This is a genomic window from Cellulosimicrobium sp. So1_17 (assembly GCF_055181235.1).
Genome location: NZ_CM143702.1, coordinates 3220975 through 3245087, shown reverse-complemented (window position 1 = coordinate 3245087; position 24113 = coordinate 3220975). Strand labels below are relative to the sequence as shown.

22 protein-coding genes are annotated in these 24113 nt (G+C 74.7%); 9 read left to right on the top strand and 13 right to left on the bottom strand.

The features are described from left to right. Nucleotides 1-69: 69 nt before the first annotated feature. The gene (locus tag ACZCLJ_RS14320; protein ID WP_463104195.1) at nucleotides 70-273 is read left to right on the top strand and encodes a hypervirulence associated TUDOR domain-containing protein; all 204 of its coding nucleotides are present in this window, start codon (nucleotides 70-72) and stop codon (nucleotides 271-273) included. Between the two features lie 10 nt (nucleotides 274-283). On the opposite strand, the gene ACZCLJ_RS14315 is transcribed toward ACZCLJ_RS14320, so the two are convergent. Then, nucleotides 284-709: a hypothetical protein gene (locus ACZCLJ_RS14315; RefSeq protein ID WP_463106412.1), complete on the bottom strand. Its 426-nt coding sequence runs from the start codon at nucleotides 707-709 to the stop codon at nucleotides 284-286. Between the two features lie 177 nt (nucleotides 710-886). Here ACZCLJ_RS14315 and ACZCLJ_RS14310 point away from each other — a divergent pair, with 177 nt between their 5' ends. The 3 genes from ACZCLJ_RS14310 (at nucleotide 887) to ACZCLJ_RS14300 (ending at nucleotide 3616) form a co-directional block, all read left to right on the top strand. Further along, nucleotides 887-1963: an App1 family protein gene (locus ACZCLJ_RS14310; protein WP_463104194.1), complete on the top strand. Its 1077-nt coding sequence runs from the start codon at nucleotides 887-889 to the stop codon at nucleotides 1961-1963. A gap of 38 nt (nucleotides 1964-2001) precedes the next feature. Continuing rightward, complete coding sequence (locus ACZCLJ_RS14305) at nucleotides 2002-2649, top strand: hypothetical protein (RefSeq protein ID WP_251152768.1); 648 nt, start codon at nucleotides 2002-2004, stop codon at nucleotides 2647-2649. Nucleotides 2650-2743: 94 nt separating this feature from the next. Then, on the top strand, nucleotides 2744-3616 hold the full coding sequence (locus ACZCLJ_RS14300) for a hypothetical protein (RefSeq protein ID WP_463104193.1): 873 nt from the start codon (nucleotides 2744-2746) through the stop codon (nucleotides 3614-3616). Between the two features lie 77 nt (nucleotides 3617-3693). Here ACZCLJ_RS14300 and ACZCLJ_RS14295 read toward each other — a convergent pair whose 3' ends face one another. The 4 genes from ACZCLJ_RS14295 to ACZCLJ_RS14280 form a co-directional block, all read right to left on the bottom strand. After that, nucleotides 3694-4872 (bottom strand): hypothetical protein, encoded by a 1179-nt coding sequence (locus tag ACZCLJ_RS14295; protein WP_463104192.1) that lies wholly within the window; start codon nucleotides 4870-4872, stop codon nucleotides 3694-3696. Nucleotides 4873-4947: 75 nt separating this feature from the next. Then, on the bottom strand, nucleotides 4948-5385 hold the full coding sequence (locus ACZCLJ_RS14290; RefSeq protein WP_463104191.1) for a DoxX family protein: 438 nt from the start codon (nucleotides 5383-5385) through the stop codon (nucleotides 4948-4950). Between the two features lie 83 nt (nucleotides 5386-5468). Beyond that, complete coding sequence (locus tag ACZCLJ_RS14285) at nucleotides 5469-6131, bottom strand: response regulator transcription factor (protein WP_251152772.1); 663 nt, start codon at nucleotides 6129-6131, stop codon at nucleotides 5469-5471. A gap of 54 nt (nucleotides 6132-6185) precedes the next feature. Next, nucleotides 6186-7550 (bottom strand): sensor histidine kinase, encoded by a 1365-nt coding sequence (locus ACZCLJ_RS14280; RefSeq protein ID WP_463104190.1) that lies wholly within the window; start codon nucleotides 7548-7550, stop codon nucleotides 6186-6188. A 108-nt stretch (nucleotides 7551-7658) separates the two neighbouring features. Here ACZCLJ_RS14280 and ACZCLJ_RS14275 point away from each other — a divergent pair, with 108 nt between their 5' ends. Next, nucleotides 7659-8405 (top strand): ZIP family metal transporter, encoded by a 747-nt coding sequence (locus ACZCLJ_RS14275; protein ID WP_463104189.1) that lies wholly within the window; start codon nucleotides 7659-7661, stop codon nucleotides 8403-8405. Between the two features lie 89 nt (nucleotides 8406-8494). On the opposite strand, the gene ACZCLJ_RS14270 is transcribed toward ACZCLJ_RS14275, so the two are convergent. The 4 genes from ACZCLJ_RS14270 to ACZCLJ_RS14255 form a co-directional block, all read right to left on the bottom strand. Continuing rightward, on the bottom strand, nucleotides 8495-9139 hold the full coding sequence (locus ACZCLJ_RS14270) for a lysophospholipid acyltransferase family protein (RefSeq protein WP_251152775.1): 645 nt from the start codon (nucleotides 9137-9139) through the stop codon (nucleotides 8495-8497). A 96-nt stretch (nucleotides 9140-9235) separates the two neighbouring features. Beyond that, nucleotides 9236-10759, bottom strand: a complete 1524-nt coding sequence (locus ACZCLJ_RS14265) for an amino acid permease (RefSeq protein WP_463104188.1) — start codon at nucleotides 10757-10759, stop codon at nucleotides 9236-9238. A 250-nt stretch (nucleotides 10760-11009) separates the two neighbouring features. Continuing rightward, nucleotides 11010-12644 carry a nucleobase:cation symporter-2 family protein gene (locus ACZCLJ_RS14260; RefSeq protein ID WP_463104187.1) on the bottom strand — a complete coding sequence of 545 codons (1635 nt, stop codon included), beginning with the start codon at nucleotides 12642-12644 and terminating at the stop codon, nucleotides 11010-11012. A gap of 287 nt (nucleotides 12645-12931) precedes the next feature. Then, nucleotides 12932-14290 carry an 8-oxoguanine deaminase gene (locus ACZCLJ_RS14255; RefSeq protein ID WP_463104186.1) on the bottom strand — a complete coding sequence of 453 codons (1359 nt, stop codon included), beginning with the start codon at nucleotides 14288-14290 and terminating at the stop codon, nucleotides 12932-12934. 245 nt (nucleotides 14291-14535) lie between these two features. Here ACZCLJ_RS14255 and ACZCLJ_RS14250 point away from each other — a divergent pair, with 245 nt between their 5' ends. Next, a complete protein-coding gene (locus tag ACZCLJ_RS14250; RefSeq protein WP_463104185.1) occupies nucleotides 14536-15747 on the top strand; it encodes a cation:proton antiporter in 1212 nt (403 codons plus the stop codon). Nucleotides 15748-15756: 9 nt separating this feature from the next. Here ACZCLJ_RS14250 and ACZCLJ_RS14245 read toward each other — a convergent pair whose 3' ends face one another. Beyond that, nucleotides 15757-17061: an NYN domain-containing protein gene (locus ACZCLJ_RS14245; RefSeq protein ID WP_463104184.1), complete on the bottom strand. Its 1305-nt coding sequence runs from the start codon at nucleotides 17059-17061 to the stop codon at nucleotides 15757-15759. A 153-nt stretch (nucleotides 17062-17214) separates the two neighbouring features. Here ACZCLJ_RS14245 and ACZCLJ_RS14240 point away from each other — a divergent pair, with 153 nt between their 5' ends. The 3 genes from ACZCLJ_RS14240 to ACZCLJ_RS14230 are packed head-to-tail and all read left to right on the top strand — an operon-like array spanning nucleotide 17215 to nucleotide 19731. Beyond that, entirely contained in the window at nucleotides 17215-18558 is a 1344-nt protein-coding gene (locus ACZCLJ_RS14240; RefSeq protein ID WP_463104183.1) for an MFS transporter, read from the top strand. Beyond that, on the top strand, nucleotides 18555-19136 hold the full coding sequence (locus ACZCLJ_RS14235) for a sugar O-acetyltransferase (protein WP_463104182.1): 582 nt from the start codon (nucleotides 18555-18557) through the stop codon (nucleotides 19134-19136). The genes ACZCLJ_RS14240 and ACZCLJ_RS14235 overlap by 4 nt, the downstream gene beginning before the upstream one ends. Before the next feature lies 1 nt (nucleotide 19137). Further along, complete coding sequence (locus ACZCLJ_RS14230; RefSeq protein WP_463104181.1) at nucleotides 19138-19731, top strand: TetR/AcrR family transcriptional regulator; 594 nt, start codon at nucleotides 19138-19140, stop codon at nucleotides 19729-19731. Nucleotides 19732-19786: 55 nt separating this feature from the next. Here the strand turns inward: ACZCLJ_RS14230 and ACZCLJ_RS14225 are convergent, their stop codons facing one another. From ACZCLJ_RS14225 to ACZCLJ_RS14215, 3 genes are all read right to left on the bottom strand, one after another. After that, nucleotides 19787-20425 (bottom strand): hypothetical protein, encoded by a 639-nt coding sequence (locus tag ACZCLJ_RS14225; protein ID WP_251152783.1) that lies wholly within the window; start codon nucleotides 20423-20425, stop codon nucleotides 19787-19789. Nucleotides 20426-20509: 84 nt separating this feature from the next. Continuing rightward, nucleotides 20510-23269 carry a hypothetical protein gene (locus tag ACZCLJ_RS14220; RefSeq protein ID WP_463104180.1) on the bottom strand — a complete coding sequence of 920 codons (2760 nt, stop codon included), beginning with the start codon at nucleotides 23267-23269 and terminating at the stop codon, nucleotides 20510-20512. An 82-nt stretch (nucleotides 23270-23351) separates the two neighbouring features. Continuing rightward, complete coding sequence (locus ACZCLJ_RS14215; protein WP_463104179.1) at nucleotides 23352-23963, bottom strand: GNAT family N-acetyltransferase; 612 nt, start codon at nucleotides 23961-23963, stop codon at nucleotides 23352-23354. Nucleotides 23964-24113 lie beyond the last annotated feature (150 nt).

The following is a 24113-nucleotide window of genomic DNA, read 5'->3' as shown; positions in this document are numbered from 1 at the left end:
TCGGGTCCTCTCGTCGGTCTCCACTGGGACCGGTGGGCGAGCACGGACTCATCGGCCTACGGTCCGTGGATGAGCATCTCGCGCGGGGACCGGGTCTCGTGGAACACGTCGCAGGGGCGGACGACCGGCACGGTCGTCGAGAAGCGGACCGAGCGGTTCGAGCACGACGGCCAGACGTTCGTCCCGACCGACGACGACCCGTACTGGATCGTCGAGTCGGAGAAGAGCGGCGCCCGCGCCGCGCACAAGGAGTCGTCGCTCCGGGCGCTCTGACCGGGCGCTGTCAGGCCGGGGCCACCGGCCCTGCTTCATGACCTGCGCGGCCCGACGACCGCCGGTCCTGCTTCATCCGTGCCTCGTACAGGTGCCGGACGCCGCCGGCGAGCTCGTCGCGCGCCCGCCGCTCGTGCGCGCGGAACGCCGACCAATACCCGTCGTCGTAGTCCTCGACGAGCTGGAACGTCCAGCGCCCCCCGACCACGTTGCGCCCGACCAGGTCCGCCGCGACACGGTCCGCCACGTCGTCGTGCCCCGCCGCGCGGAGCTTCTCCACCGCGTCGCCGAGGGCGAGGTCCGCCTCGCCGGTGAGCTGGTGGAACGTGTAGAGGTGCCCCCGCGCGCGCTCGACCGTCTCGAGCGCCTCGCTCAGCGCGCCCAGGGCCTCGACCGTCGCGTCGCTCACGCCGTCGGGTGTCGCCCTCCCCGGCAGGTCCCGTGTCTCGCGGGGGTCTCGGTCGGTCGCGTCGTCGGCCACGCGGCCACGCTAGGACGGGCAGGAGGCGCCCGCACGCGAGGAGCCGGGGCGAGCCGTCCCCCGGCCGCGCACGGAGGAACGCTGTGTCAGTGTGGACCTGCCCACCCCCGAACGGAGACGCCCGAACCGCTCATGCCAGAGACCGCCCCCGCACCCTCCGTCACCACCGAGCCGTCCAGGAGCCAGCGTCCGCACCGGGCGGCCCGCCTCGAGGACCGGTGGCGCGCCGTCGTCTCCCGGTTCCAGAAGGCGCGCGGGTGGCGCCCGCGCGTCGAGCCCTTCACGGGTTACGGGAGCACGCGCCGCGTGCGCGTGCTGGGCCGCGTGCTGCTCGCGAGCCCCGCGTACGACCCGGCGGCCACGGCGGACCGGCGCGGCTGGCGCTACTTCTTCACCGCGCCCGCGTCGCGCGAGGAGGTGCGGGTGCACCTCGGAGAGACGGTGGTCGACGTCTGCTCGGACCGGTCGGGCTATCTCGACGTCACGGTCGACGTCGACCTCGAGCCCGGCTGGCACGACGTGACGTTCCGGCCCGCGTCGGGCGAGCTCGTGACGGGCCGCGTGCTGGTCGTCGCCGACGGCCGACGGCTCGGCGTCGTCTCCGACATCGACGACACGACGATGGTGACCGCGGTCCCGCGTCCGCTCCTCGCAGCGTGGAACACCTTCGTCCGGCACTCGAGCGCCAGGGTCCCCGTGCCCGGCATGGCCGTGCTCTACCAGGGCATCGCCTCGGCGAACCCCGGCACCCCGTTCGTCTACGTGTCGACGGGTGCGTGGAACACCGCGGCGAACCTGCGCCGCTTCCTGCAGCGCCACGCGTACCCGCCGGGCCCGCTGCTGCTCACGGACTGGGGCCCCACCAACACGGGGTGGTTCCGCAGCGGCCGCGAGCACAAGAACACCTCGATCGACCGGCTCGTGCGCGACCTCCCGGACGTCGACTGGCTCCTGATCGGCGACGACGGCCAGCACGACCCCGAGATCTACACGCGCGCCGCGCGCCTGCACCCCGACCACGTCGCCGCGATCGCGATCCGTCAGCTCACGCCCACGCAGCAGGTGCTCTCCCACGGCTCGCCCCTGCCGACGCCCGGCGACGACGCCCACCGCCCCGAGCACGAGGCGCCCGTCCCGGCGGCGCAGGGGCCCGACGGCGCCGCGCTCGCCCGCTCGCTCGCGGCGGCCCTGGCGTCCTACCGCCGCTGAGTGGTGCGCCCGCGAGGGCGTGGTGGGACGCTGGGCTCATGAGCACCGGAGGCGTCCGCCGACACACCGAGGCCCTGGGCGACGACGCCGTCGCCACCGCGACCGGCCAGCCACGCGCGACGTGGTTCGCGCTGCTCGACGCCCAGGACGCGACGACGTGGACCCACAAGGACATCGCCGCCTGGCTCGTCGAGGAGCAGGGGGTCGACGGCTGGTGGGCGCAGTCGCTCACGGTGGCGTACGAGCAGGAGCGCGGGATGCGCGCGCCCGGCCAGCGGTCCGACGGCACGTACGAGGTCTCGCCCAGCCGGTCCGTCGTCGGGACGCTCGACGAGGTGTTCGCCCTCGTCGCGGACGACGCCTCGCGTGCGCGGTGGCTCGACGTCGCGCTCGGCGAGATGGGTGCGGGCGAGCGGCTCGAGGTGCTCGGGGCCACGCCGACGTCGTCCGTGCGGCTCGCGTGGCCCGTCGGCGCTCTCGGCGCACCGCCGGACAGACCCGGGCGCGTGACCATCGGGCTGTACCAGCCGCGCGCCGCCGACGGCACCCCCGCGGGCAAGGTCCGGGTCGGCGTGCAGCACGGTGGTCTGCGCTCGGCCGACGACGCCGCGCCGCTCAAGGCCTTCTGGGCCGCGCGGCTCACCGCCCTCACCGAGCTCGCCGAGCAGGCGCACCCGCCCGGTTAGACGACCGGTCGAGGGCAGCCGGCGGGTCGGCGCGCCGTCCGCACGCCGCGGCTGCCCGGATGCCGCGGCGGCAGGCCGGTGGTTGCCTGAGGACATGATGACGCCGAGCTCCGCCCCACCACCCGCCGGTCCCGACCCTTCGGAGACCGACGACCAGACCCGGCGGACCTGGCCGTGGATCGTGCTGACCGTCGTCGCGGTGCTCGTCGTCGCGCTCGTCGTGTGGCTCGTCAACCGGCCCACGGACGGCGGGCCCGCCGCGTCGCCCGCGCCGTCGGACACCGCGAGCGAGTCGGCGTCGCCGACCGCGACCTCGTCGCCGAGTGACAGCCCGACGACGTCGGCCCCCGCCGCCGAGGGCTGCCCGGCCGAGGGCGACGGCCCGCCGGAGGGCGCGGACACGCACGAGATCGTCGACGTGGACGGCGACGGCCGCCCCGACACCGCCTGGATCACCGGGGGCGCCGACCGTGCCTTCGGCATCACGACGGCGTCGGGCGCGACGTTCTCCGCGCCGATCGGGTCGGCGAGCCCCCAGCCCGCGAGCGCGATCGTGCAGCTCGTCGCGGCGGGCGACGGGACCTCTCCGATCGCCCTCGTCGACACGGGCCGCGAGGTGCTGCTCCTCTCGGCGGCCGGCTGCGCGGTGACCCCGACGCAGAACGCCCAGGGCGAGGCCTACACGTTCGACAAGGGCTTCACGGGGTTCGGCACCGGCGTCGGCTGCACGGAGCAGGGCGGCGAGCTGCGGCTCGCGGGCCTGGACGCCGTGTCCGACGACGGCACCTCCTTCACCGTCGACCGCACCTTCGTGGACCTCGACACCGACGCCCGCACGGCGAGGAACGGCCAGGAGGAGACCGTCGCGACGGGCGCCGGCCCGGAAGACGCGGTCGTCACGACCGCCCAGGAGACGAGCTGCGGCGACCTCGTCGCCGGCCAGGACGGACCCGTCGAGCCGCAGTAGCGCGGCCGCCGAGCACGACCTGGGGGCCGTTCTCACGCGGAGAACGACCCCCAGGTCGTGGTCGGCGACCCCGGGGGCTAGCCCTGGCCGCACACGACGCACGCGCCGCGGCGGCGGAGCCAGTAGGCGTAGGTCGCGGCGCCGAGGGCGACGGACCACAGCGGCCACAGGAGCGCCGGGCCGACGGCGCCCCACGAGTCGGCCGTGAGCGCGAGCTTCGAGTCGCTCACGCCGAGGGCGATGAGCGACAGACCGGCCGGGAGGACCGCGACGGCCACGATCGTCGCGGGGACCACCGCGAGGTTGACCGGGACGCGACGGCCCGCGAGGCCGACCATCCAGCGGGGGAAGACCTCGCCCCAGTGCTGGAAGAGTCCGAGCGTGAGGACGGCGCCCACGAGCGCGAAGCCGCCCAGGCCGAGCGCCGCGATCCAGGCGTCGTCCCCGGCGAGTGCCGCGACGTCGTCGGCCGAGAAGCCGAGCGGGATGCCGAGCACCCAGGCGATGCGCGTCACGGCGTAGAACAGCGGGATCGCGGCGGCGACGAGCGCGGCGACGCGGCCCCAGCGGGCGGCGGACGCGGGCGTCGTCCAGGCCGGGTCGGCGCCGTCGTGCCGACGGCCGCATGACTCGCACGCGCCGACCGCTCGGCGCGCGAACCGCGTGGTCGACGCCGCGAGCAGCCCCGCGCCGACGAGCACCGCGAGCTGCAGCAGCACGCCGGGGGTGAGGAACTCGGCGAACGCGGCGCGCAGCTCCGGATCGAACGGCGCCATGATCGCGGTGACCGGGAGGTAGCCGAGCCGGGCGAGGATCGACGCGTCGACCAGTGCGACGGCACCCGCGAGGACGACGCCCACGGCGGCGCAGGTCGCGAGGCGCACGCCCCGCGCCACGGGCCGGGACCGGCCGCCGCGCCAGGTCCACGCCGCGAGCGCCGCGCCGGTCAGCGCGAGGACGGCGACCCACGGGGTGAGGCTCGCGCCGCGGACGGCGGTGAGCGCGCTGAACCCGGTGGCGTCGGCGTCGCCGACCGGCAGGGTGTCGCCTGCGAGCGTGACGGCGAGCGCGACGACGGCACCCACCACCCACCACAGCGCGGCGGTCGGGCCGATCCAGGTACCGCGCGCCCGACGGGCACGGTCGGCCGGCTCGGCACGGCGTGGCCGCTGGGGGTTCGGTGCCGGCGGACGGTCGGGAGCGGTCGGGGCGGGCTCGCCGGGGACGGGACGGGTGTCGGGGTGTCGTGTGCTCATGACCCGACCCTCGTCCCGCACGAGGCCGCAGGGATCACCCGCCGCGGTGACGCCCCTCCCCCGGTCGGGTGACCGTCAGTCGCGGGCGCGACGCAGAGCGCGCAGCGCGCCGGTCGACCACAGCGCCCACGCGACGAGCACGGGCTGGAAGAACAGCCGTCCGAAGCGCTTGGCGTCGGTGTCGAGCCCGAACCCGTCCTTGCCCTCCATCCACTGCGCGACGTTCCCGGGGAAGATCACGACGAAGAACGCCGCCGCGACGAGGCCCACGGCGACCTTCCTCCGCGACAGCACGACGAGCGACGCGCCGAGCGCGATCTCGACCGCGCCGGACGCGAGGACGGTCACGTCCTCGTCGACCGGGAACCAGTCGGGCACCTGCGCCTGGAACTCCTCGCGCGCGACGGTCAGGTGGCTGACGCCGGCACCGACGAGCGCGAGGCCGAGCGCGACGCGCGCGATCGTGGCGGGGACGGACGTGCGGGTCGGCTGGGTGAGCACGGAGAGGTCCATCCACCGATCGTCGCACCGCGGCCCTGCTTCGCGACACCGCGGGACTCCCTCGGCGGATCCGGGCTCGCCGCGAGGCCCACGCATCACCCCGCTCGGACGAACCCCGACTCGTACGCCCGGACGACCGCCTGGGTGCGGTCCCGCACGCCGAGCTTCGCGAGCACGTTGCCGACGTGCGTGCGCACGGTCTCGACGCCGAGGTAGAGCTCGCCCGCGATCTCGGCGTTCGACAGGCCGCCGGCCATGAGCCGCAGCACCTCTCCCTCGCGCTCGGTGAGCCGTGCGCCGCGCAGCTCGTCGCCGGCAGGTGGCCGTGCGGTCGCGAGGCGACGCACGGCGTCCGGGAAGAGCAGCGACTCGCCCCGCGCGACGACGCGCACCGCCTGCACGACCTCCTCGGGCCGGGCGCGCTTGAGCAGGAACCCGTGGGCGCCGGCACGCAGGGCGTCGAGCACGTGGTCGTCGTTCTCGAACGTCGTGACGACGAGCACGCGCGGGGCCGGCTCGCGCGCCAGGAGCGCCGTCGTCGCCGCGATGCCGTCGACGCGCGGCATGCGCACGTCCATGAGCACGACGTCGGGCCGGGTCGCGGCGACGACGCGCGGCACGTCGACGCCGTCCCCTGCCTCGCCCACGACCTCGAGGTCCGGCTCCGCGTCGAGGATGACGCGCAGTCCTGCGCGCACGAGCGCCTCGTCGTCGACCAGGACGACGCGGATGGTCCCGTCGCGTGGGCTGCCCGTCATGTGCTCGATCCTCTCAGCGGCGGCGGCGTGCGCTCCATCGTCCCCACGGGACCGTCACGCACCGGACCTCCTGAGCGGGAACGTCGCCCGCACGAGCCACGTGCCGCCGTCCGACGCGGGACCGGCGTCGACCTCCCCGCGCAGCAGGCGGGCGCGCTCGCGCATGCCCGTGACGCCGCGACCTCCGGAGCGGGCGGGGCGCGAACCGTCGGGCGGTGGCGCGGGGCCCTCCGGGAGCGGGTTGCGCACCTCGACGCCCAGCAGCTCCGCGCCCTCGATCCCGACGGTGACCGTCACCGGCGCGCCCGGCGCATGCCGCAGGGCGTTGGTGAGCGCCTCCTGCACCACGCGGTACGCCTCCTGCGACGTCGCGCGCGGCACGTCGACGAGACGGGCGTCCTCCGTGCCGCGGACGCTCCCGTGGCCGAGACCGCGCGGTCGCTCGGGCACGTCGACGAGGACGACGTCGGCACCCGCGCGGCGGGCGTCGTCGAGCAGCGCGGGGAGGTCCGCGAGGGTGCGGGCGGGCGATCGTGGTCCTGTGCCGGTGCCGTCGGCCCGCAGCAGACCGAGGACGTGGTCGAGGTCGGCCATCGCGCTGCGGCCCGTCTCCTCGATCGCGGCGAGCGCGCGCCGCGCGGCCTCGGGATCCGTGGCCAGCAACCGGGAGGCCGCCGCGGCCTGGAGCGTCGTGACGGTGAGCGCGTGCCCGACGGAGTCGTGCAGCTCGCGCGCGAGCCGTCCCCGCTCGGCGTCGCGGTCGGCCGCGACCTCGAGCTCCGCGATGCGCTCGAGCTGGTCGGGGCCGAGCAGCGGCCAGGCCGCCTGGCGGAGCAGCTCCCGCGCGGCGACGATCACGTACGGGAGCAGGAGAAGGAGCACGACAGCGATCAGTGCCAGTGCCCAGGTGTCCGCCCAGGACGGCACGAGCTCCCAGGGTCGCCAGTCGCCGAGCAGCACCGGCTCGATCCCGAGGGCCGACAGGACGAGCTGCGTCGCGACCGGGATCGCCAGGAGCACCACGACGAGCACGGCGGCCCCGAGCGCGAGGTGCAGCGCGTACCACGCCGCGGCCCGCCACCGGGTGGCGGCGCTCGGGTTCGCGTCGCCGGCGGGTGTCGGCAGGTCGACGTCGAGGAACGTCCGCACCGCCGCGATCTCCAGGGCACGCACCGGCGCGAGGAACGGCGGCGTGCCGGCGATCACCGCCGAGAGGACGGCGAGGACCCCCGCGGCGACGCGCGGCGTCTGCGTCGACGCGAACATCTGCACGAAGCCCGTCACGAGGACCAGGTAGGCGCCCGCGACGACCCCGCCGATCACGAGGTACACGCCCGCGCGCACGGTCGACGCGCTGCGCAGCGGCGCGGTCAGCCGCCGTGCCGTGTCGCCACCGCCCGGGCGCGTCCCCTGCGTCATGCGCCCCATCCTCCCCCGGGTCCCGCACGGGCCGCCTCCCCCGCCCGGGTGAGCGGCGCCGTCGGGCCCGCCGCGCGGTCCGTGCGCCTCGCTGGTCCACTTGTCCCCATGGAGGGCTTCTGGTGGGGGTTGCTCGCGAGCTCGTCGCTGCTGATCGGCGCGGCGGTGGTGCTGTGGCGCCCGCCAGGACAGCGCGCTGTCGGCCTCGTCATGGCGTTCGGCGCGGGCGTGCTCATCAGCGCGGTGGCGTACGACCTCGTGGAGGACGCGTCGCGCAGCGTGAGCGGGTGGCTGCTGCTGGCGGGGCTCGCGGGCGGCGCGCTCACGTTCTTCCTGGGCGACCGGGTGATCGACAACCTGGGGGGCGAGGGCCGCAAGCGCTCGACCGGCGTGCAGGGGCACACCGTCCAGGCCGCGGGCGGCACGGGCGGCGCAGCGATCGCGCTCGGGACGGTGCTCGACGGCATCCCCGAGTCGGTGGTCCTCGGCGCGACGCTCATCGGTGGCGGCGGCGTGAGCGTCGCGATGCTCGCCGCCGTCTTCCTGTCCAACCTGCCCGAGGCGATGGCGGCGACGTCGGGCCTGCTCAAGTCGGGGACCAGCCCGTCGCCGCTGTGGCTGCTCTGGGGGTCGACGACGGTCGTGTCGGCTCTCGCCGCCGGGTTCGGCTACCTCGCGCTCGACGGCGCGTCGCCGGCCGTCGTGGCGGTCACGCAGGCGTTCGCCGCGGGCGCGCTGCTCACGATGCTCGTCGACACGATGATCCCCGAGGCCACCGAGTTCGGCGGGCCCGTGACAGGCCTCGTCACCGTGCTGGGCTTCGCGACGGCGTTCGGGCTCAGCTCGATCGGGTGACGAGCACGCCGTCGCGCGCCGTCGAGCACGACCTGAGGGTCGCGAAGGGCTCGATAACGACCGTCAGGTCGTGTTCGGCGAGACTCCGGTCAGGCCGCGAGGTCCTGGCCGCTCATGCGGTGGATCGACGCCATGACCTCGTCGGTCAGCTCGCGGCGTGCCTGCGCGGGCCTCGTCCCGGCCGTGAGCTGGCGCTGCGGGTCGATGGGCTTGCCGAAGTGCACCTGCACGCGGTGGATGCGCGGGAGGCGCGCGCCGATGGGCTGGACCTTGTCCGTGCCGCGCACCGCGACCGGCACGACGGGCGCGTGCCCGGCGAGCGCGAGCCACGCGACACCGGTGCGGCCCTGGTGCAGCTTGCCGTCGCGCGAACGGGTCCCCTCGGGGTAGATGCCGAACGCCCCGCCGCGCTGCAGCACCTCGAGCGCGTCCTCGAGCGAACGCTGGCCGGCGCGCGGGTCGTCGCGCTGCACCGGGATCATGCCGATCGTCGTGAAGAACCACCGCGACAGCCGTCCCTTGATGCCGCGGCCCTCGAAGTACTCCGCCTTGGCGAGGAACGTCACGTGCCGCGGCGCGACGATCGGGATGAGGAGCGAGTCGATGAACGACAGGTGGTTGCTCGCGAGGATGACCGCACCGTTGCGCGGGATGTTGTTGCGTCCGGTCACCTGGGGTCGCAGCAGCACGTAGGCGAGCAGCGACAGGATGAGCCTGAGGACGCGGTAGGTCATCCGCTCATTGTGCACCGTCGTCCGCGCACGCCCGTGCACACGCGACGTGACCTGCGACGACGTCGTGCACGCCGGTGCACGACGTCGTCCCGGGTCTCAGGTGGCCGTGCCGGACCGGTCGCGGGCCGGGTCGGGTGTCGCCGCCAGCCGCCGCGCGCGGCCTCCGCGGGTGAGCGCGTACAGGGCGAGGAGCACGACGACGAGCCCCGCCGTCGAGGCGAGCTGGGCGCGCGCGGTGTCGTCCGTGAGCATGAGGACGGTGAGCGCCGCGAGCCCGACGAGGACCGCCCACGTGAGCCACGGGAACCCCCACATGCGCAGCGTCATCGGCTCGCCGGCGGCGCGCGCCTCGGCCTCGAGCCGACGGCGCAGGCGCAGCTGCGAGACCGCGACGAGGACCCACACGACGAGCAGCGCCGCACCGACGGCGTTGAGCAGGACGCCCAGGAGCGCGTCGGGGGCCAGCCAGTTGAGGCCCACGGCGACGAGCGAGAAGAACACCGACACGAGCACCGAGACCCACGGGACGTCGCGGCGCGAGACGCGGCGCAGCGCCGTCGGGCCGTCACCGCGCCCGGCGAGCGAGTACGCCATGCGCGACGTGCCGTAGACGTTCGCGTTGAACGCCGACAGCAGGGCGACGACCACGACGACCTCCATGAGGCGCGCCGCGCCGGGCAGGCCGGCGAGGTCCAGCACCGCGACGAACGGGCTCTCCGCGAGGAGCGGCGAGTCCCACGGCAGGACGAGCACCATGATCGCGACCGAGCCCAGGTAGAACACGAGGATGCGCCAGACGATCGACCGTGTGGCGCGCGCGACGGCCGTGCGCGGGTCGCGCGCCTCGGCCGCGGCGATCGTGACGATCTCGATGCCGCCGAACGCGAAGACCACGACGAGGAGCCCCGCCGCGACGCCCGCCCAGCCCTCGGGCGCGAAGCCGCCGTTCCCGAGGAGGTTGCTCGTCCCCACGGGGTCGGTGCCCGGGAGCAGACCCAGGACGAGCAGGACGCCCACCACGAGGAACCCGACGATCGCCGCGACCTTGACGAACGCGAACCAGAACTCGAACTCGCCGAACTGCCGCACGCCCCACAGGTTCACGACGGCGAACACCGTCACGACGGCGAGCGCCACGCCCCACTGCGGCACTCCCGGGAACCAGCCGGTGACGATCACGGCAGCCCCGGTGATCTCCGCACCGAGGACCATGACCAGCATGAACCAGTAGAGCCACCCCAGGACGAACCCCGCCCACGGCCCGAGCGCCTCCTCGGCGTACACGGAGAACGACCCGCTCGCCGGCCGCGCGCTGGCCATCTCGGCGAGCATCCGCATGACGAGGATGACGAGGACGCCGGCGATCGCGTACGACACGAGCACCGCCGGCCCGGCCGTCGCGATCCCGACGCCCGAGCCGAGGAACAACCCGGCGCCGATCGCCGAGCCGAGCCCCATCATCGTCAGGTGCCGCGCGCGCAGGCCGTGGCCGAGCCGGTCGGCGGACGTCGCGCCGGTGGTCGGGGCGGTCGCCTCGCGCGCGGTGGTGCCGGGGCCGGTCGTACCGGGGCCGGTCGCCACAGGGCCGGCGGGTCCGAGGTCAGGGGGTGGGGTGCTCATGGTGCGGTCCAGCGGTAGGGGGCTCCGGCCGGTCGGCCGACGTCCGACGCTACCCGACACCTGTCAGGGCCACAGATCACCCCGGTGACCTCTCAGCCTGACAACGGCGCGCCGACACCGACGTGTCAGGGCCACGGGTCACCCCGGTGACCTCCCGCACTGACAGGCCGGTGCACGACGGCGCCCCGCACCCGGGCGCGGAGATCACGCGGGTGCGGGGCGTCGTCGAGCACGCCGTCGTGCCTGGGTCCTACGGGGTCGCCGTGCGCGGCGCTGTGGTGGGCCGGGTGGCGGGGGTGTCGCCCTCGTGGGCCGGTGGTTCGGCGGCAGCGCCGCTGGCGGTCGGGTGGGCGGACGTCGGAGCGGACGTCGGAGCGACGGCGTCGGGGGCCGTGGTCGGGCGCGGAGCGCTCGTCGACGACGCCGGGCCGGGACGTCCGGTGGAGCCGTTGAGCACGCCGTCGTCCTCGAGGTCGTCGAGATCGTCGTCGTCGACCGAGCTCGCGCCGCGCTCGGCACCCTCGGCGAACACCGACGGCTGCGCGGGCGTGCCCGCCTTGATGTGGTTGAACAGGATGTTGAGCAGGATCGCCATGATCGCGGCCGAGCTGATCCCGGAGTGGAAGATGATGCCGAACCACGTGGGGAACTGGTCGTAGAAGTCGGGCTTCGCGATGGGGATCATGCCGAACGAGATCGACGCGGCGACGATGATGAGGTTCATCGAGTTCGAGTAGTCGACCTTGGCGAGCGTGCGGATGCCGGACGCGGCGACCGAGCCGAACAGCACGACGCCCGCACCGCCGAGGACCGGCGTCGGGACGGCGGCGACCACGCGCCCCAGGATGGGCAGCAGGCCCAGGACCACGAGGATCGCGCCTCCGGCCGAGACGACGAACCGCGACTTGACGCCCGTGATCGCGACCAGGCCGACGTTCTGCGCGAACGCGGACTGCGTGAACGAGCCGAAGAACGGTGAGACCACCGAGGACGCCATGTCGGCACGCAGGCCGTTGGCGATGCGCTTGCGGTCGACCTTCGTCTCGACGATCTCACCGACGGCGATGATGTCCGCCGTCGTCTCGGTGAGCGTCACGAGGATCACGATGAGCATCGACACGATCGCGGCGATCTCGAACGTCGGGGCGCCGAAGCCGAGGAAGTCCGGGAACGCGGCGACGGGACCGTCGCCCACGCCCGCGAAGTCGGCCTGGCCGGTGAAGACCGCGACGAGGGTGCCGAGGACGATCGCGAGGAGGATCGACAGGCGCGAGACGGTCCCGCTGCCGACCTTGGAGAGCAGGATCACGATCGCGAACGTCAGCGCCGCGAGCCCGATGTTGCTCACCGAGCCGTAGTCCGGCGACTCCGCGTTGCCGCCCATCGCCCAGTTCGCCGCGACGGGCATGAGCGTGAGCCCGATCGTCGTGATGACGACACCCGTGACCACCGGTGGGAAGAACCGGATGATCTGCGCGAAGAACGGCGTGATGAGGAAGCCCACCGCGGACGCCACGAGCACGGCGCCCAGCACGGCCTGCATCCCTCCCCCGCCGCCGACGATCGCGACCATCGTCGACACGCCCGCGAACGAGACGCCCTGCACCAGCGGCAGCTGCGAGCCGAAGAACGGGATGCCGATCGTCTGCAGGATCGTCGCGAGGCCGCCCATGAAGAGCGACGCGGCGACGAGAACACCGATCTCGGCGGGCGTGAGGCCCGCTGCGGAGCCGACGATCAGCGGCGGCGCGATGATGCCGCCGTACATCGTCAGCACGTGCTGGAACCCGTAACCGAACGTCGCCCCGAGGGGCAGACGCTGGTCCTCGGGGCGTACCGGACGGCGTTCGGCGTCGTCCGCGACCTTCTGGGCTCGCGCGTTCATAGCGGACCTCCTCGTCGGCTATCGTTCCGCTCAGCGGAAAAGTACTTCCACCATTCGAACCCCAACTGTGACGTGTGTCAAGTCTCCGCCACCAACTCGTCCGTGGCCTGCGGCGACGCAAAGGTGGGAGCCGGCGGAGGGCGGGGGCCGGAGTGGGGCGGCGGCGGGTCGTGGTGGGCCTGGCGGGAGCGGCCGAGGGACGAGGCCGCGGATGGTAGGCCCGCCGCCGCCCCACGCAGGCCCCCGCCCGGCCCCCCACGGCGCTCGACCCCCACGAAGCCCTGGGCTCACCCCGCGACGAGCCGGCGCGCGGCAGCCGAGTGCTCGGCGATCAGAGCGCCCAGGTCCAGCCGGGGGATCGCGCCGTCGACGACGCGCCACTCTCCTCCCACCATGACGCGGTCCGCCCGGTCCGCGCCGCACAGCAGGAGCGCGGCGACGGGGTCGTGCGTCCCGGAGAACCGCAGCTCGTCGAGGCGCCACAGCGCGAGGTCGGCCTGCTTGCCCACGGCGAGCACGCCGACGTCGTCGCGGCCGAGGACGCGTGCGGACCCGCGCGTCCCCCAGCCGAGCGCGCGCGTCACGGGGATGTCCGCGCCGTACTTGAGCCGCTGCAGGTAGAGCGCCTGGCGGGCCTCGAGGATCATCGTCGAGGCGTCGTTCGACGCCGATCCGTCCACGCCGAGCCCGACGGGCGCGCCCGCGTCCTCGAGCTCCACGGCCCGCGCGATGCCGGACGCGAGGCGCATGTTCGACGTCGGGCAGTGCGCCACGCCGGTCCCGGCCGCTCCGAGGCGGCGCACCTCGTCGTCGTCGAAGTGGATGCCGTGACCGAGCCACGCGCGGTCGGTCAGCCAGCCGACCGACTCGAGGTAGTCGACGGTGCGCAGCCCGAAGCGCTCGCGGCAGAAGTCCTCCTCGTCGATCGTCTCGGCGAGGTGGGTGTGCAGGCGCACGTCGAGCGCCTCGGCGAGCGCGGCGCTCTCGCGCATGGCCTCGGTCGTCACGGAGAACGGCGAGCACGGGGCGAGCGCGATCTGGACCTGGGCCCCGGCGCCGCGCTCGTGGTACGTCTCGACGAGGCGGCGGGAGTCCTCGAGGATCACGTCGAGGGTCTGCACGACGGACTGCGGCGGGAGGCCGCCGTCGTCCTCGCCGAGGGTCATCGACCCGCGCGTGAGGGTCGCGCGCATCCCGAGGCGCCGGACGGCCTCGACCTGGATGTCGATCGCGTCGTCGAGGCCGTCGGGGAACACGTAGTGGTGGTCGGCCGCCGTCGTGCAGCCGGACAGGAGCAGCTCGGCGAGCGCGACGGTCGTGGCGAGCTCGTGGTCGCGCGGCGTGAGGCGCGCCCACACCGGGTAGAGGCGCTGGAGCCACGGGAACAGCGGGGCGTCGGCGACGGGCCCCCAGGCGCGCGTGAGGGTCTGGTAGAAGTGGTGGTGCGTGTTGATGAGGCCGGGCGTGAGCACGTGCTGCGACGCGTCGAACGTCTCGTCGACGGGCGTCGCGGGTGCTCCGCCCGCCGGGACGAGCTCCGCGACGACGCCCTCCTCGACGACGATCCCGCCGCGCGCGTCGGGGGCGGCGGGGGTGTCGTCGGCGGTGAAGACGCCGAGCGGGTCACGGATCCAGAGACGGGTCATGAGGACTCCTGGTGGCTGGTCGTCGCGTCACCGGTGGCGCACGTCCGGCGCCTCGGTGCGCCGGCTCAGTGGTCCTGTCTGCCGATCCAGGGGCCGGCGGCGGTGCGCCGCGGCTCCTCTGGACGGTAGGACCCGTCGGGGCGCGAGGTCAACCACGGAGCGCGGCCCACCCGCGCGCTCCGCCCGCGCGCCCTGCGGGCCGGTGCGCCATGCTGGTGCCGCCGTCCGCCGCCCAGGGAGTCGCCGTGAACGAGTACGCGCCGCTCGTCCCCGTGTTCGTCGTCGCGCTCCTGGCGCCGCTGCTCTCGGGGCTGATGCCAACGCGCGCCCGGCTCCCCCAGGTGGTGCTCCTGCTGCTCGGGGGCGTCGTCATCGGTCCCGAGCTGCTCGACGTCGCCGGTCCCGACGACGTGGTCCTGCTCTCGGACCTCGGCATGGGGTTCCTCTTCCTCCTCGCCGGGTACGAGCTGGAGCCCAGCGTGCTGCGCGAGCGCGAGGGCCGCCGGGCCGGCGGCGCGTGGCTGACCTCGCTCCTGCTCGGCGCGCTGGTCGCCTTCCTCCTCCTCGAGCACGACACGGTCCACGCGCTCGCCGCGGGCGCGATCGCCCTGACGACGACGGCGCTCGGGATCGTGCTGCCGATCCTGCGCGACGCGGGCCGGCTCGGCACGCGCCTGGGACGGACCGTGCTCGTCAACGGCGCGGTGGGCGAGCTCGCTCCGATCGTCGCCATGGCCCTGCTCCTCGGCACGCGCCAGACGGGGGCCGCCGCCGTCCTGCTCGTGCTCTTCGGGGCCGTCGCGATCGGCCTCTCGGCGCTCCCGGCGCGGGTCCACGCGCCCGCGGGCCTGCGCCTCCTCGAGGCGTCGGAGCACGGCACCGGGCAGAGCACGCTGCGCCTGACCGTGCTGCTGCTGGTCTCCCTCCTCGCGACCGCGGCGGCGATGGGCTTCGACGCGGTGCTCGGGGCGTTCGTCGGCGGCATGGTCCTGCGGCGGTGGGCCCCCGGTGACGTGCGACGGCTCGAGGAGAAGCTCGACGTCGTCGCGTGGGGCATCTTCATCCCCGTGTTCTTCGTCAGCTCCGGCATGGGCCTCGACGTCGACTCGATCGTCGCCGCGCCGGCCCTGCCGGTCCTCCTGCTGGTCCTGATGCTCCTCGTCCGTGGCGGCCCGGTGCTCTTCTTCTTCCGTCGGGACCTGCCCGCGCGCGAGCGCGTGCAGACGGCGCTCTACTCGGCGACGGCGCTGCCCGTCCTCGTCGCGCTCACCGAGCTCGCCGTGGACGACGGTGCGATGAGCTCACGGACCGGCACCGCGCTCGTGGGAGCCGGGGTGCTCTCCGTGATCATCCTGCCGATGGTGGCGAGCAGGCTCGGACGTGACCGCGACGACGCCGCCCTGGCAGCCGACCGACGGACGGACGGGCCGCAGGACGGCGTCGTCGAGACGGTGTGAGCGGTCCGGTCAGGCCACCGTGACGAGGTAGTCGTCGGCGTCGTCGTCCCACGCGAGCGTCACGGCGCCCGCCGCCTGCGCCGCCTTGCAGAACTGCAGGAACCCGCGGTAGCCGAGCGCCTTCTCGCTGAAGTCCGGCCGCTTCTTGCGGATGGCGTTCTTCAGCCCGGACAGCGCCGCGGACCCGCCCTCCTCCTGCACGACCGAGCGCAGGAGCTCGAAGGTCGCGTCCGTGTCACCCTGCGCGGGCAGGGACACCTCCGGGTCTCCCGTGGCCGGACCCGTCGCGAGCTCGACGAACCCGCGGTCGGCGAGGAACCGCAGGAACTCGCCGAACGTGCGGAAACCGTAGTCGGCCTCGCTGAACGTCGGGTCCTTGCGCAGGAGCGTCCGCTTGAGGACCGACGCCGTCACGGCGCCACCCGTCGACGACGCCAGGTCCGCGAGGGTCTGCGCGACGCGCACCTCCATGGGCAGGTCCTCGCCCGCGGGCGCGTCGTCGTCGGCCGCGTCGGCCGGCTCGTCCGGAGCGACCGGGTCCGCGCCGGCCGGGACCGTCGTCGGCACGGTCGCCTCGTCCGCACCCTCCGGCGCGCCGTCGCCCGCCACGGGCGCGGTCTCCTCGGCCGGTGCCCCCGCCAGGTCCGTGCCCACGAGCGCGGCCGCCGCGGCGCGCGCGGACTCCTCGCGCGTCCGCTCCGGCTTCGCCGCCTTCTCCGTGCCCGACGTCGCGCGCCTCCGGCCGCGCGCGCCGCTGCCTCCCGAGCCGCTCGCCCCGCCCGCGGACCGGCCAGAACCGCGGCGCGACGTCGAGCGCTCCTCCGGCTCGTCGGGCACGTCGACGCCCTCGAGGCGGTCGTAGAACAAGAACTCGTCGCACGCGGGCGGCAGGAGGCGCGACGTCGACTTCTCGACCCCGACGCCGATGACGCGCTTGTTCAGCTCGCGCAGCTTGTGGACGAGCGGGGAGAAGTCGGAGTCGCCGGTGCACATGACGAACGTGGAGATGTAGTCGCGCTCGAACGCCATCTCGATCGCGTCGACGACCATCTTGATGTCGGCCGCGTTCTTGCGCGACGCCCCCATGCGCTGCGGCATCTCGATGAGCTCGACCTGGTGCCGGGTCAGCGAGCGCCGGTCCTCGTCGAAGTACGACCAGTCCGCGTAGGCGCGCCGCACGACGACGCGGCCCCGTACCGCGAGGGCGTCGGCGATCGGCCCGAAGTCGAAGGACATCCCGCCCAGGTGCTCACGCGCGCCGAGCGCGAGGTTCTCGTAGTCGATGAAGACGGCCAGGCGTTCCTCGAGGTCCATGCCCCGAGCCTAGGGGGCCCGCGGCGCGGACGCCGGATCGCCCACCGGAGATCGTGCCGAACCCGGGGTCGTGCGCCGTCCGGACCCCGGAACGCCCGGCAACCCCGGGTTCGGGGGCCGGGTGACCCAGGCATCATGTGTACGATCGTACGCATGTCGTCGTCCTCCGCCGCGGTCGCGACGGTCGACCGCCGTGCGCGCGTCGCCGTCGCGCTGCTGTTCTTCACCAACGGTGCGCTGTTCGCCAACCTCGTGCCCCGGTACCCGGAGATCAAGGACGCGCTCGACCTCAGCAACGCGGGCTACGGCGCCGCCGTCGCCGCGTTCCCCGCCGGAGCGATCGCGGCCGGCCTGCTGGCCGCTCCCCTCCTGCGACGGTTCGGCTCGGCGCGTGTCGCGGTGGCGGGCACCGTCCTCACGGGGATCGGCGTCTTCCTCGCGGGATCCGCACCCGTGTTCCCCCTGCTCGTCGCGGCGCTCTTCGTCGGCGGCGCGATGGACGCGTTCACCGACGTCGCCCAGAACGCGCACGGCCTGCGCGTCCAACGCCGCTACCGCCGGTCGATCATCAACGGGTTCCACGCGGTCTGGTCGGTCGGCGCCGTGACCGGCGGCCTCATGGCGGCCGCCGCGATCGCGCTGCGCCTCCCGCTCGGGGTGCACCTGGCGATCACCGGGCTGCTCTTCTCGGCGGTGGCGCTGCTCGCGCGGCGCTGGTGCCTGCCCGGCCCGGACACGGGGCTCGACGACGCGGCAGCCGTCGGCGCCGCCCCCGACCGGGACGTCACGGGTCCGGACGCCACACCGACGCGCGGGGCGGGCGACCTCCTCCCGGGCCGGCGGCGGGTCACCGTGCGCACCGTGGGCCTGCTCGCCGCGCTCGTGCTCGTCGCGATCGCCGGAGCGCTCGTCGAGGACGCGGGCAGCACGTGGGCGGCCGTCTACCTCTCGAGTCCGGCGCTCGGCGCCACGGCGGAGCTCGCGGCCTTCGGGTTCGTCGCGCTGGTCGGCGCGCAGTTCGTCGGGCGCCTCGTCGGGGACCGCATGGTGGACCGGTGGGGCCAGCGTGGCGTCGCGCGGTTCGGCGGAGCGCTCATCGCTGTCGGCGCCGGCCTCGCGCTCGCGTTCCCCTCCGTGCCCGGCACGATCGCCGGGTTCGCCGCGGCGGGGTTCGGCACCGCGACGCTCGTGCCCGCCGCGATGCAGCAGGCGGACGAGGTCCCCGGCCTGCGCCCGGGCACCGGGCTCACCCTCGTGTCGTGGCTCATGCGGCTCGGGTTCCTGCTGTCGCCACCGCTGGTCGGGCTGGTCGCGGACGCGTCGAGCCTGCGTACCGGGCTGCTCGTGCTCCCGGCCGCGGGCGTCGTCGTCGTGCTCCTCAGCGGAGTCCTCACGGGCCGCCGTCGCCAGACCGCCCCGCCCCCGGCCGCCGAGGGACCGCCTCGCACGGACCGCCACGACCTGCACGCCACCGAGCCCGAGGAGGCCACCCCATGACGACCGACCACTTCGCCGGCGACCCCCGGACGAACCGCGAGCGCATGCTCGCGGGCGACCTGTACATCGCGGACGACCCGGAGAACGAGCGCCTCGCGAAGCGCGCGATCCGCCTCTCCGACGAGTACCACCGGGCCGTCGTGGCGGACGACGGGTCGTCCCGGGCGATCCTCGCCGACCTCCTGGGCACCCTCGGCGACGGCGCGTGGATCCGGCCGCCGCTCGTCGTCGACTACGGCGAGAACCTCCACGTGGGCGCGCGCACGTTCGTCAACGCGAACCTCACGGCGCTCGACGTCGCCGCGATCACGATCGGCGAGGACTGCCAGATCGGCCCGGACGTCCAGCTGCTCACCCCGACGCACCCCGTCGAGCCGCAGCCCCGGCGCGACAAGCTCGAGGCGGCGCGGCCGATCACGATCGGCGACAACGTGTGGCTCGGCGGTGGCGTGATCGTGTGCCCGGGCGTGACCATCGGGGAGAACACGGTCGTCGGGGCCGGCGCCGTCGTGACGCGCGACCTGCCCGCGAACGTCGTGGCCGTCGGCAACCCGGCGCGCGTGGCCCGCGAGGTCTGACGTGGCTCCCGGGGAGGCCGCAGCCCGGCCGACGAGCCGCGCCCGCCGCCACGACCCGGGGCGCCGCGACCGCATCGTCGACGCGTGCCTCGACGTGCTCGCCGAGGTGGGCGTCGCGGGGACGTCGCACCGCCGCGTCGCGGCCGCCGCCGACGTGCCGCTCGGGTCGATGACGTACCACTTCGCCGGGATGGACGAGCTGCTGCGCGAGGCGTTCGGCCGCTTCGCGCGCGAGGCGGCGGCACAGTTCGAGCGCCGCATGGTCGAGGCCCGGACGCCCGAGGAGGCGGTCCGGGCGGTGACGCTGCTGGTCACGCACGACGTCTTCGCCACGCAGCGCGACCTCGTGCTGAGCCACGAGCTCTACACGCTCGCGGCGCGCGACCCCGCCTTCCGCACCCTGACGAACGACTGGATGCGCCGCAGCCGCGAGGCGCTCGGACGCCACTTCGACCCCACGACGTGCCGCGCCCTCGACGCGTTCGTCGAGGGCATGACCATCCACCGCGCGCTCGACACCGAGCCGCACGACGACGCGGACGTCCTCGACGCGGTCCGTCGCCTCACGGGCGTCCCGGCACCCGGCGACGCCTGAGCCCGGGTGGGGACGGTCGTCGATGACCGGCGGCGCTCCGGTCGACCGATGGCGGTCAGACGATCTTCGGGAAGCTCAGGAGCAGCCCGACGCCGACGAGGAAGAGGACGCCGCCCGCGCCGACCATGCCCCACGACGCGCGCTCCGAGCGGAACCGTCCCGCGAACGCGCCGAAGAACAGCACGAGCGCGAAGAGGACGGTCACGAGCGTGTAGTCGTCGCCGCGCTGGTTGTTCGTGAGCGCCTGGTCGAAGTACTCGTCGGCCCGGGCGTCCGCCTCGACGGCCTCGACCTCGCCGGGCGGGACGTACGCGTCGAGCGCGAACGGGCTCAGGGCGGCGTCGGGGTTCTGCAGCGGGCGCGAGGCCAGCCACTCCTCGAACGCCGGCTCGAAGTGAGGCGTGAAGCGGTCGCGCGCGAAGCTCTCGAGCTCGTCGTTCTCGTTCGCGACGCCCTCCAGGTACAGGCTGAACACCTGGAGGTCGATCGCGCGCGCAGCCTCCGAGCGGGTCCGCTCCGTGGACGCCTCGATGCGCTGCGTCGAGGCGCGCGAGAACGCGATCGACATCTCGCCGCCCCACTTGCTCGCCTCGAAGCCGCTCCAGGCCGTGAGGACGGCCGTGACGGAGAGAAGGATCACCGTCACGGTCTCCCGGAAGGACCTACCGCTCTTGCCCGCCTCGTCGTCGGCCACGGCAGGACAGTAGCCCGCGCCGTCGGGCCGCGCGCGGCGGACGGCTCAGCAGGCACGACGCCGCGCGAACGGCCGCGGAGGGGCTCAGCCGACGCGGCGTCGCAGCCCGAGCAGGACGCCGCCGACGAGCAGCGCCGCGAGGGCTACCGCGAGCAGCGCGCCCACGTCGGAGCCCGTCGCGGCCATCTGGTCGCCGCCGTCCGCGTCGCCGCTCGGCGTGTCGTCCGGGCCGCCCGTCGGGACGTCCGTCGGCCCGTCCGTGGGCGGCACGGTCGGGTCCGTCGGGGTGGGGGTCGGCGTGGGGGACGGCGTCGGCGGGTCGAGCACCGTGTTCGTCACCGTGCACGTGACCTCGGCGCCGTCGTCGACCTGGACGGTGTCCTCGTCGACCAGCTCGCCGCCGTCGCAGACCCAGCCCTGCTCGGTGTAGTCCCACCCGCTGCCCGACTCCGAGAGGTCGTACGTCCCCTCCGCGACGGGCACGAGTGCCACGTCCCGGCTGCCGTCGAAGCCCGAGATCGGCGTCGGTCCCGACGCCGTGAGCTCCCAGTCGCTGAGCGGGACCACGTCGTCGACCACCTGCTTGTGCAAGGTCAGCGTGCCCGCGAGCCAGTGGTTCGTGACGGTGCAGGTGACGTCGTCGCCCGGCTCCACCACGACGGTCGAGAGCAGGGCGCCGTCCTCGCCCGGGGACTGGACCACGCGCGCGGCGTCGCACACCCAGCGCAGCGCCGTCCACCCGTCGGGGCCGCCGGTCTCGCCGAGGACGTACCGGCCCGGCGCGACGGCGACGTGGGAGACCTCCGGGCTGCCCGTCACCCCCGAGATCGACGTCCCGCCACCGAGGGCGGTGAGGGTCCAGTCCGTCGGCTCGGCGTCGCCGGTGTACCCGCGGTCGTCGAGCTCCTTGACGAGCGTGAGGTGCGGCAGCTCCGCGCGGTTCGTGACCACGCACGTGACGTCGTCCCCCGGGCCGAGCGTGACCGTCGAACCGTCGACCGGCGTGGGTCCGCAGGTCCACCCCTCCGACACGTAGCCGCCGTAGCCGCCGGACTCCGCGAGGTCGTAGCTCCCTGGAGGGAGCGGGACGGACGTGACGTCCGTGCTGCCCGCGGCGCCCTCGGCCACGGTCTCGCCGGAGGCGTCCGTCGCGCTGAGCGTCCACGCCGCGGGGTCCGCGGAGCCCCCGACCACCACCTTGACCAGCGTGAGCGTGGACTCGACGTAGGTGTTCGTCACCGTGCACACGACGTCCTCGTCGGGCCCGATCACGACGCTCGACCCCTCCTGCAGCAGGCCGCCCTCGCACACCCAGCCCTCGGGCTCGTAGCCCGGCGGCCCGCCCGACTCGGCCAGCGTGTGCACGCCCTCGCCCACGTCGACCTGCGTCACCGCCACGCTGCCCGACGGTCCCGAGATCGTCCCGGGCTCGCCGTCCGCCTGCGGCCCCGTGGCCGAGAGGGTCCAGTCCTCGGGCGCGGCGGGACCGCCGTCGACCACCTTGACGAGCGTGAGGAGCGACGGCAGCGGGGTGTTCGTGATCGTGCACGCGACGTCGGCGCCCGCGCCGATGCTCACGACGTCGCCCGTCACCGGGGCACCGGTGCACTCCCACGGGCCGGCCTCGAAGCCGCTCCACCCGTCCTCGGCGAGGGTGTAGTCCCCCGCGGGGAGGAAGGCGTCCGTCACGGCGTCCGACCCGGACGGGCCGCTCACCGACACAGGATCATCCGGGTCGGGCCCCCCGGTCGCGGTGAGCGTCCAGTGCTCGGGCTGCGCGAAGATCTCGCCCTCGAGGAGCTTCGTGAGGGTGAGCGTCGCACCCGTCCACGTGTTCGTGGCCGTGCACACCACGTCCTCGCCCTCGGCGACGGTCACGGAGCCGCCGGACCCGTCGCCGGACGCCGCACCGCTGCACGACCACGCGCCGTCGTACCCGGCGGGCCCGTCCTCGGTGAGCGCGTACGACCCCGGCTCCACCTCGACCGCCGTCACCGTCGGGTCGCGCGTCGCGCCCGTGAGCGTCGACGGACCCGTCGCCGTGAGGTCCCACTCCGCGGCCGTGGCCGGCCCGCCGACGACCTCCTTGACGAGGGTCAGGGTCGGGACCGTCGGCGTCACCGGCCCGACGTTCGTCACGGTGCACGTCACCGAGTCGGCCAGGTCGATCGTCACGGTCGACCCGTCGACCTCCGCGCCCTCGCACGACCACCCGTCGTCGCGGTAGCCGTCCGGTCCGCCCTCCTCGGACAGCGTGTACTGCCCGATCCGGACCTCCTGGTTCGTCACCTCGTCGGAGCCGGACGGCCCGCCGATCGACGACGGCCCCTGCGCGCGCAGCGTCCAGTCCTCGGGTGCTGCAGTACCGCCGACGACGTCCTTGACCAGCGTCAGCGTCGGGTAGATCGCCTCGTTGTCCACCGTGCACGTGAGCGTGCCGCCCGCGGGGACGACGATCTCCGGCGTCGGGTCGAAGATGTCCTCACCGCCGCAGTTCCAGTCCTGGAACCGGTAGCCCGCGACGCCGCCGCTCTCCCAGATCCGGTACGTCCCGGCGGGCACCTGGAGCGACTGCACGCCGTTGAGCCCGTCGCCCTCGATGACCTCCCCCGTGGCGACGTTCTGCGCGTGCATCGTCCACAGCTCGCGGCGCCCCTCGGAGGAGCCCGTGTCGAGGTTCTCGATGCGCTTGAAGAGAGAGAGCGTGCCCGTGCCGGTCTGCGCCGCGGCGGTGAGCGCCGCGGGGATCGCGAGCGCCAGGACGAGGGCGAGCGCGAGGAGCGCGGCGCCGACCGTGGCGAGGGGGTGGGGGGCACGGGCCGCCGGGGACGAGCGATGGTGCACGGGTCGAGACCTCCGTCACAGGGGGACGGCACGAACCTATCGCCGGGACCGCCCACCCGCCCGGCGACGACCCGAGACGTGCTCAGTCGATCAGGCGCCCGTAGACGAACATGTCGCGACGTACCCCGCCGACGCGCTGCCACCCCCGCAGCAGCCCTTCCCGGACGAAGCCGGCGCGCTCCGCGGCGCGCCACGAGCCCTCGTTCCACGGCTCGACGAAGAGGTCCGCGCGCTGGATGCCCGGCAGGCCCAGCGCCCAGTCCGCAGCGACCCGCAGCGCCGCTCCCGCGTAGCCCCGCCGTCGGCGGCTCGCCGCGACCCAGTACCCGATGCTGACCCGACCGTGGTCGGCGTCGCGGAGCAGGACGGAGAGCTGCCCGACGGCGTGGTCGTCGTCGGCCGTCGCGACGACGAACGAGTAGCCGACCCCGTCGGCCAGCCGCCGGCGCTGCCTCGCGACGTACGCGTCCACCGCGCAGGGGTCCGCAGTGCGAGGGACCGTGGTCACGAGCGGGATCAGCGGGTCCTGCGACGCCTCGACGACGACGTGCGCGTCGTCGGGCCGCCAGGCGCGGAGCCGGACGGGCGGCGCGTCGAGCGTCGGGGTCCGGCCGTCGTCCACGGCACGGTCGTCGTCCACGGCACGGTCTCCGTCCACGGCACGGTCTCCGTCCACCGCACGGTCGTCCTCCACGTCGCCATCGTCGCGCGGCCGGGCGTCGACGGCAGCAGCGACGCACCGCTCGTCGCACGCCGACCACCGTTCGTCGCACCCCTGGACCGCCGGTCCCGGCGGGCACGTCACGGTGTGACCTGCGTCTCTAGCCTGCTCGTGTCGAACGCA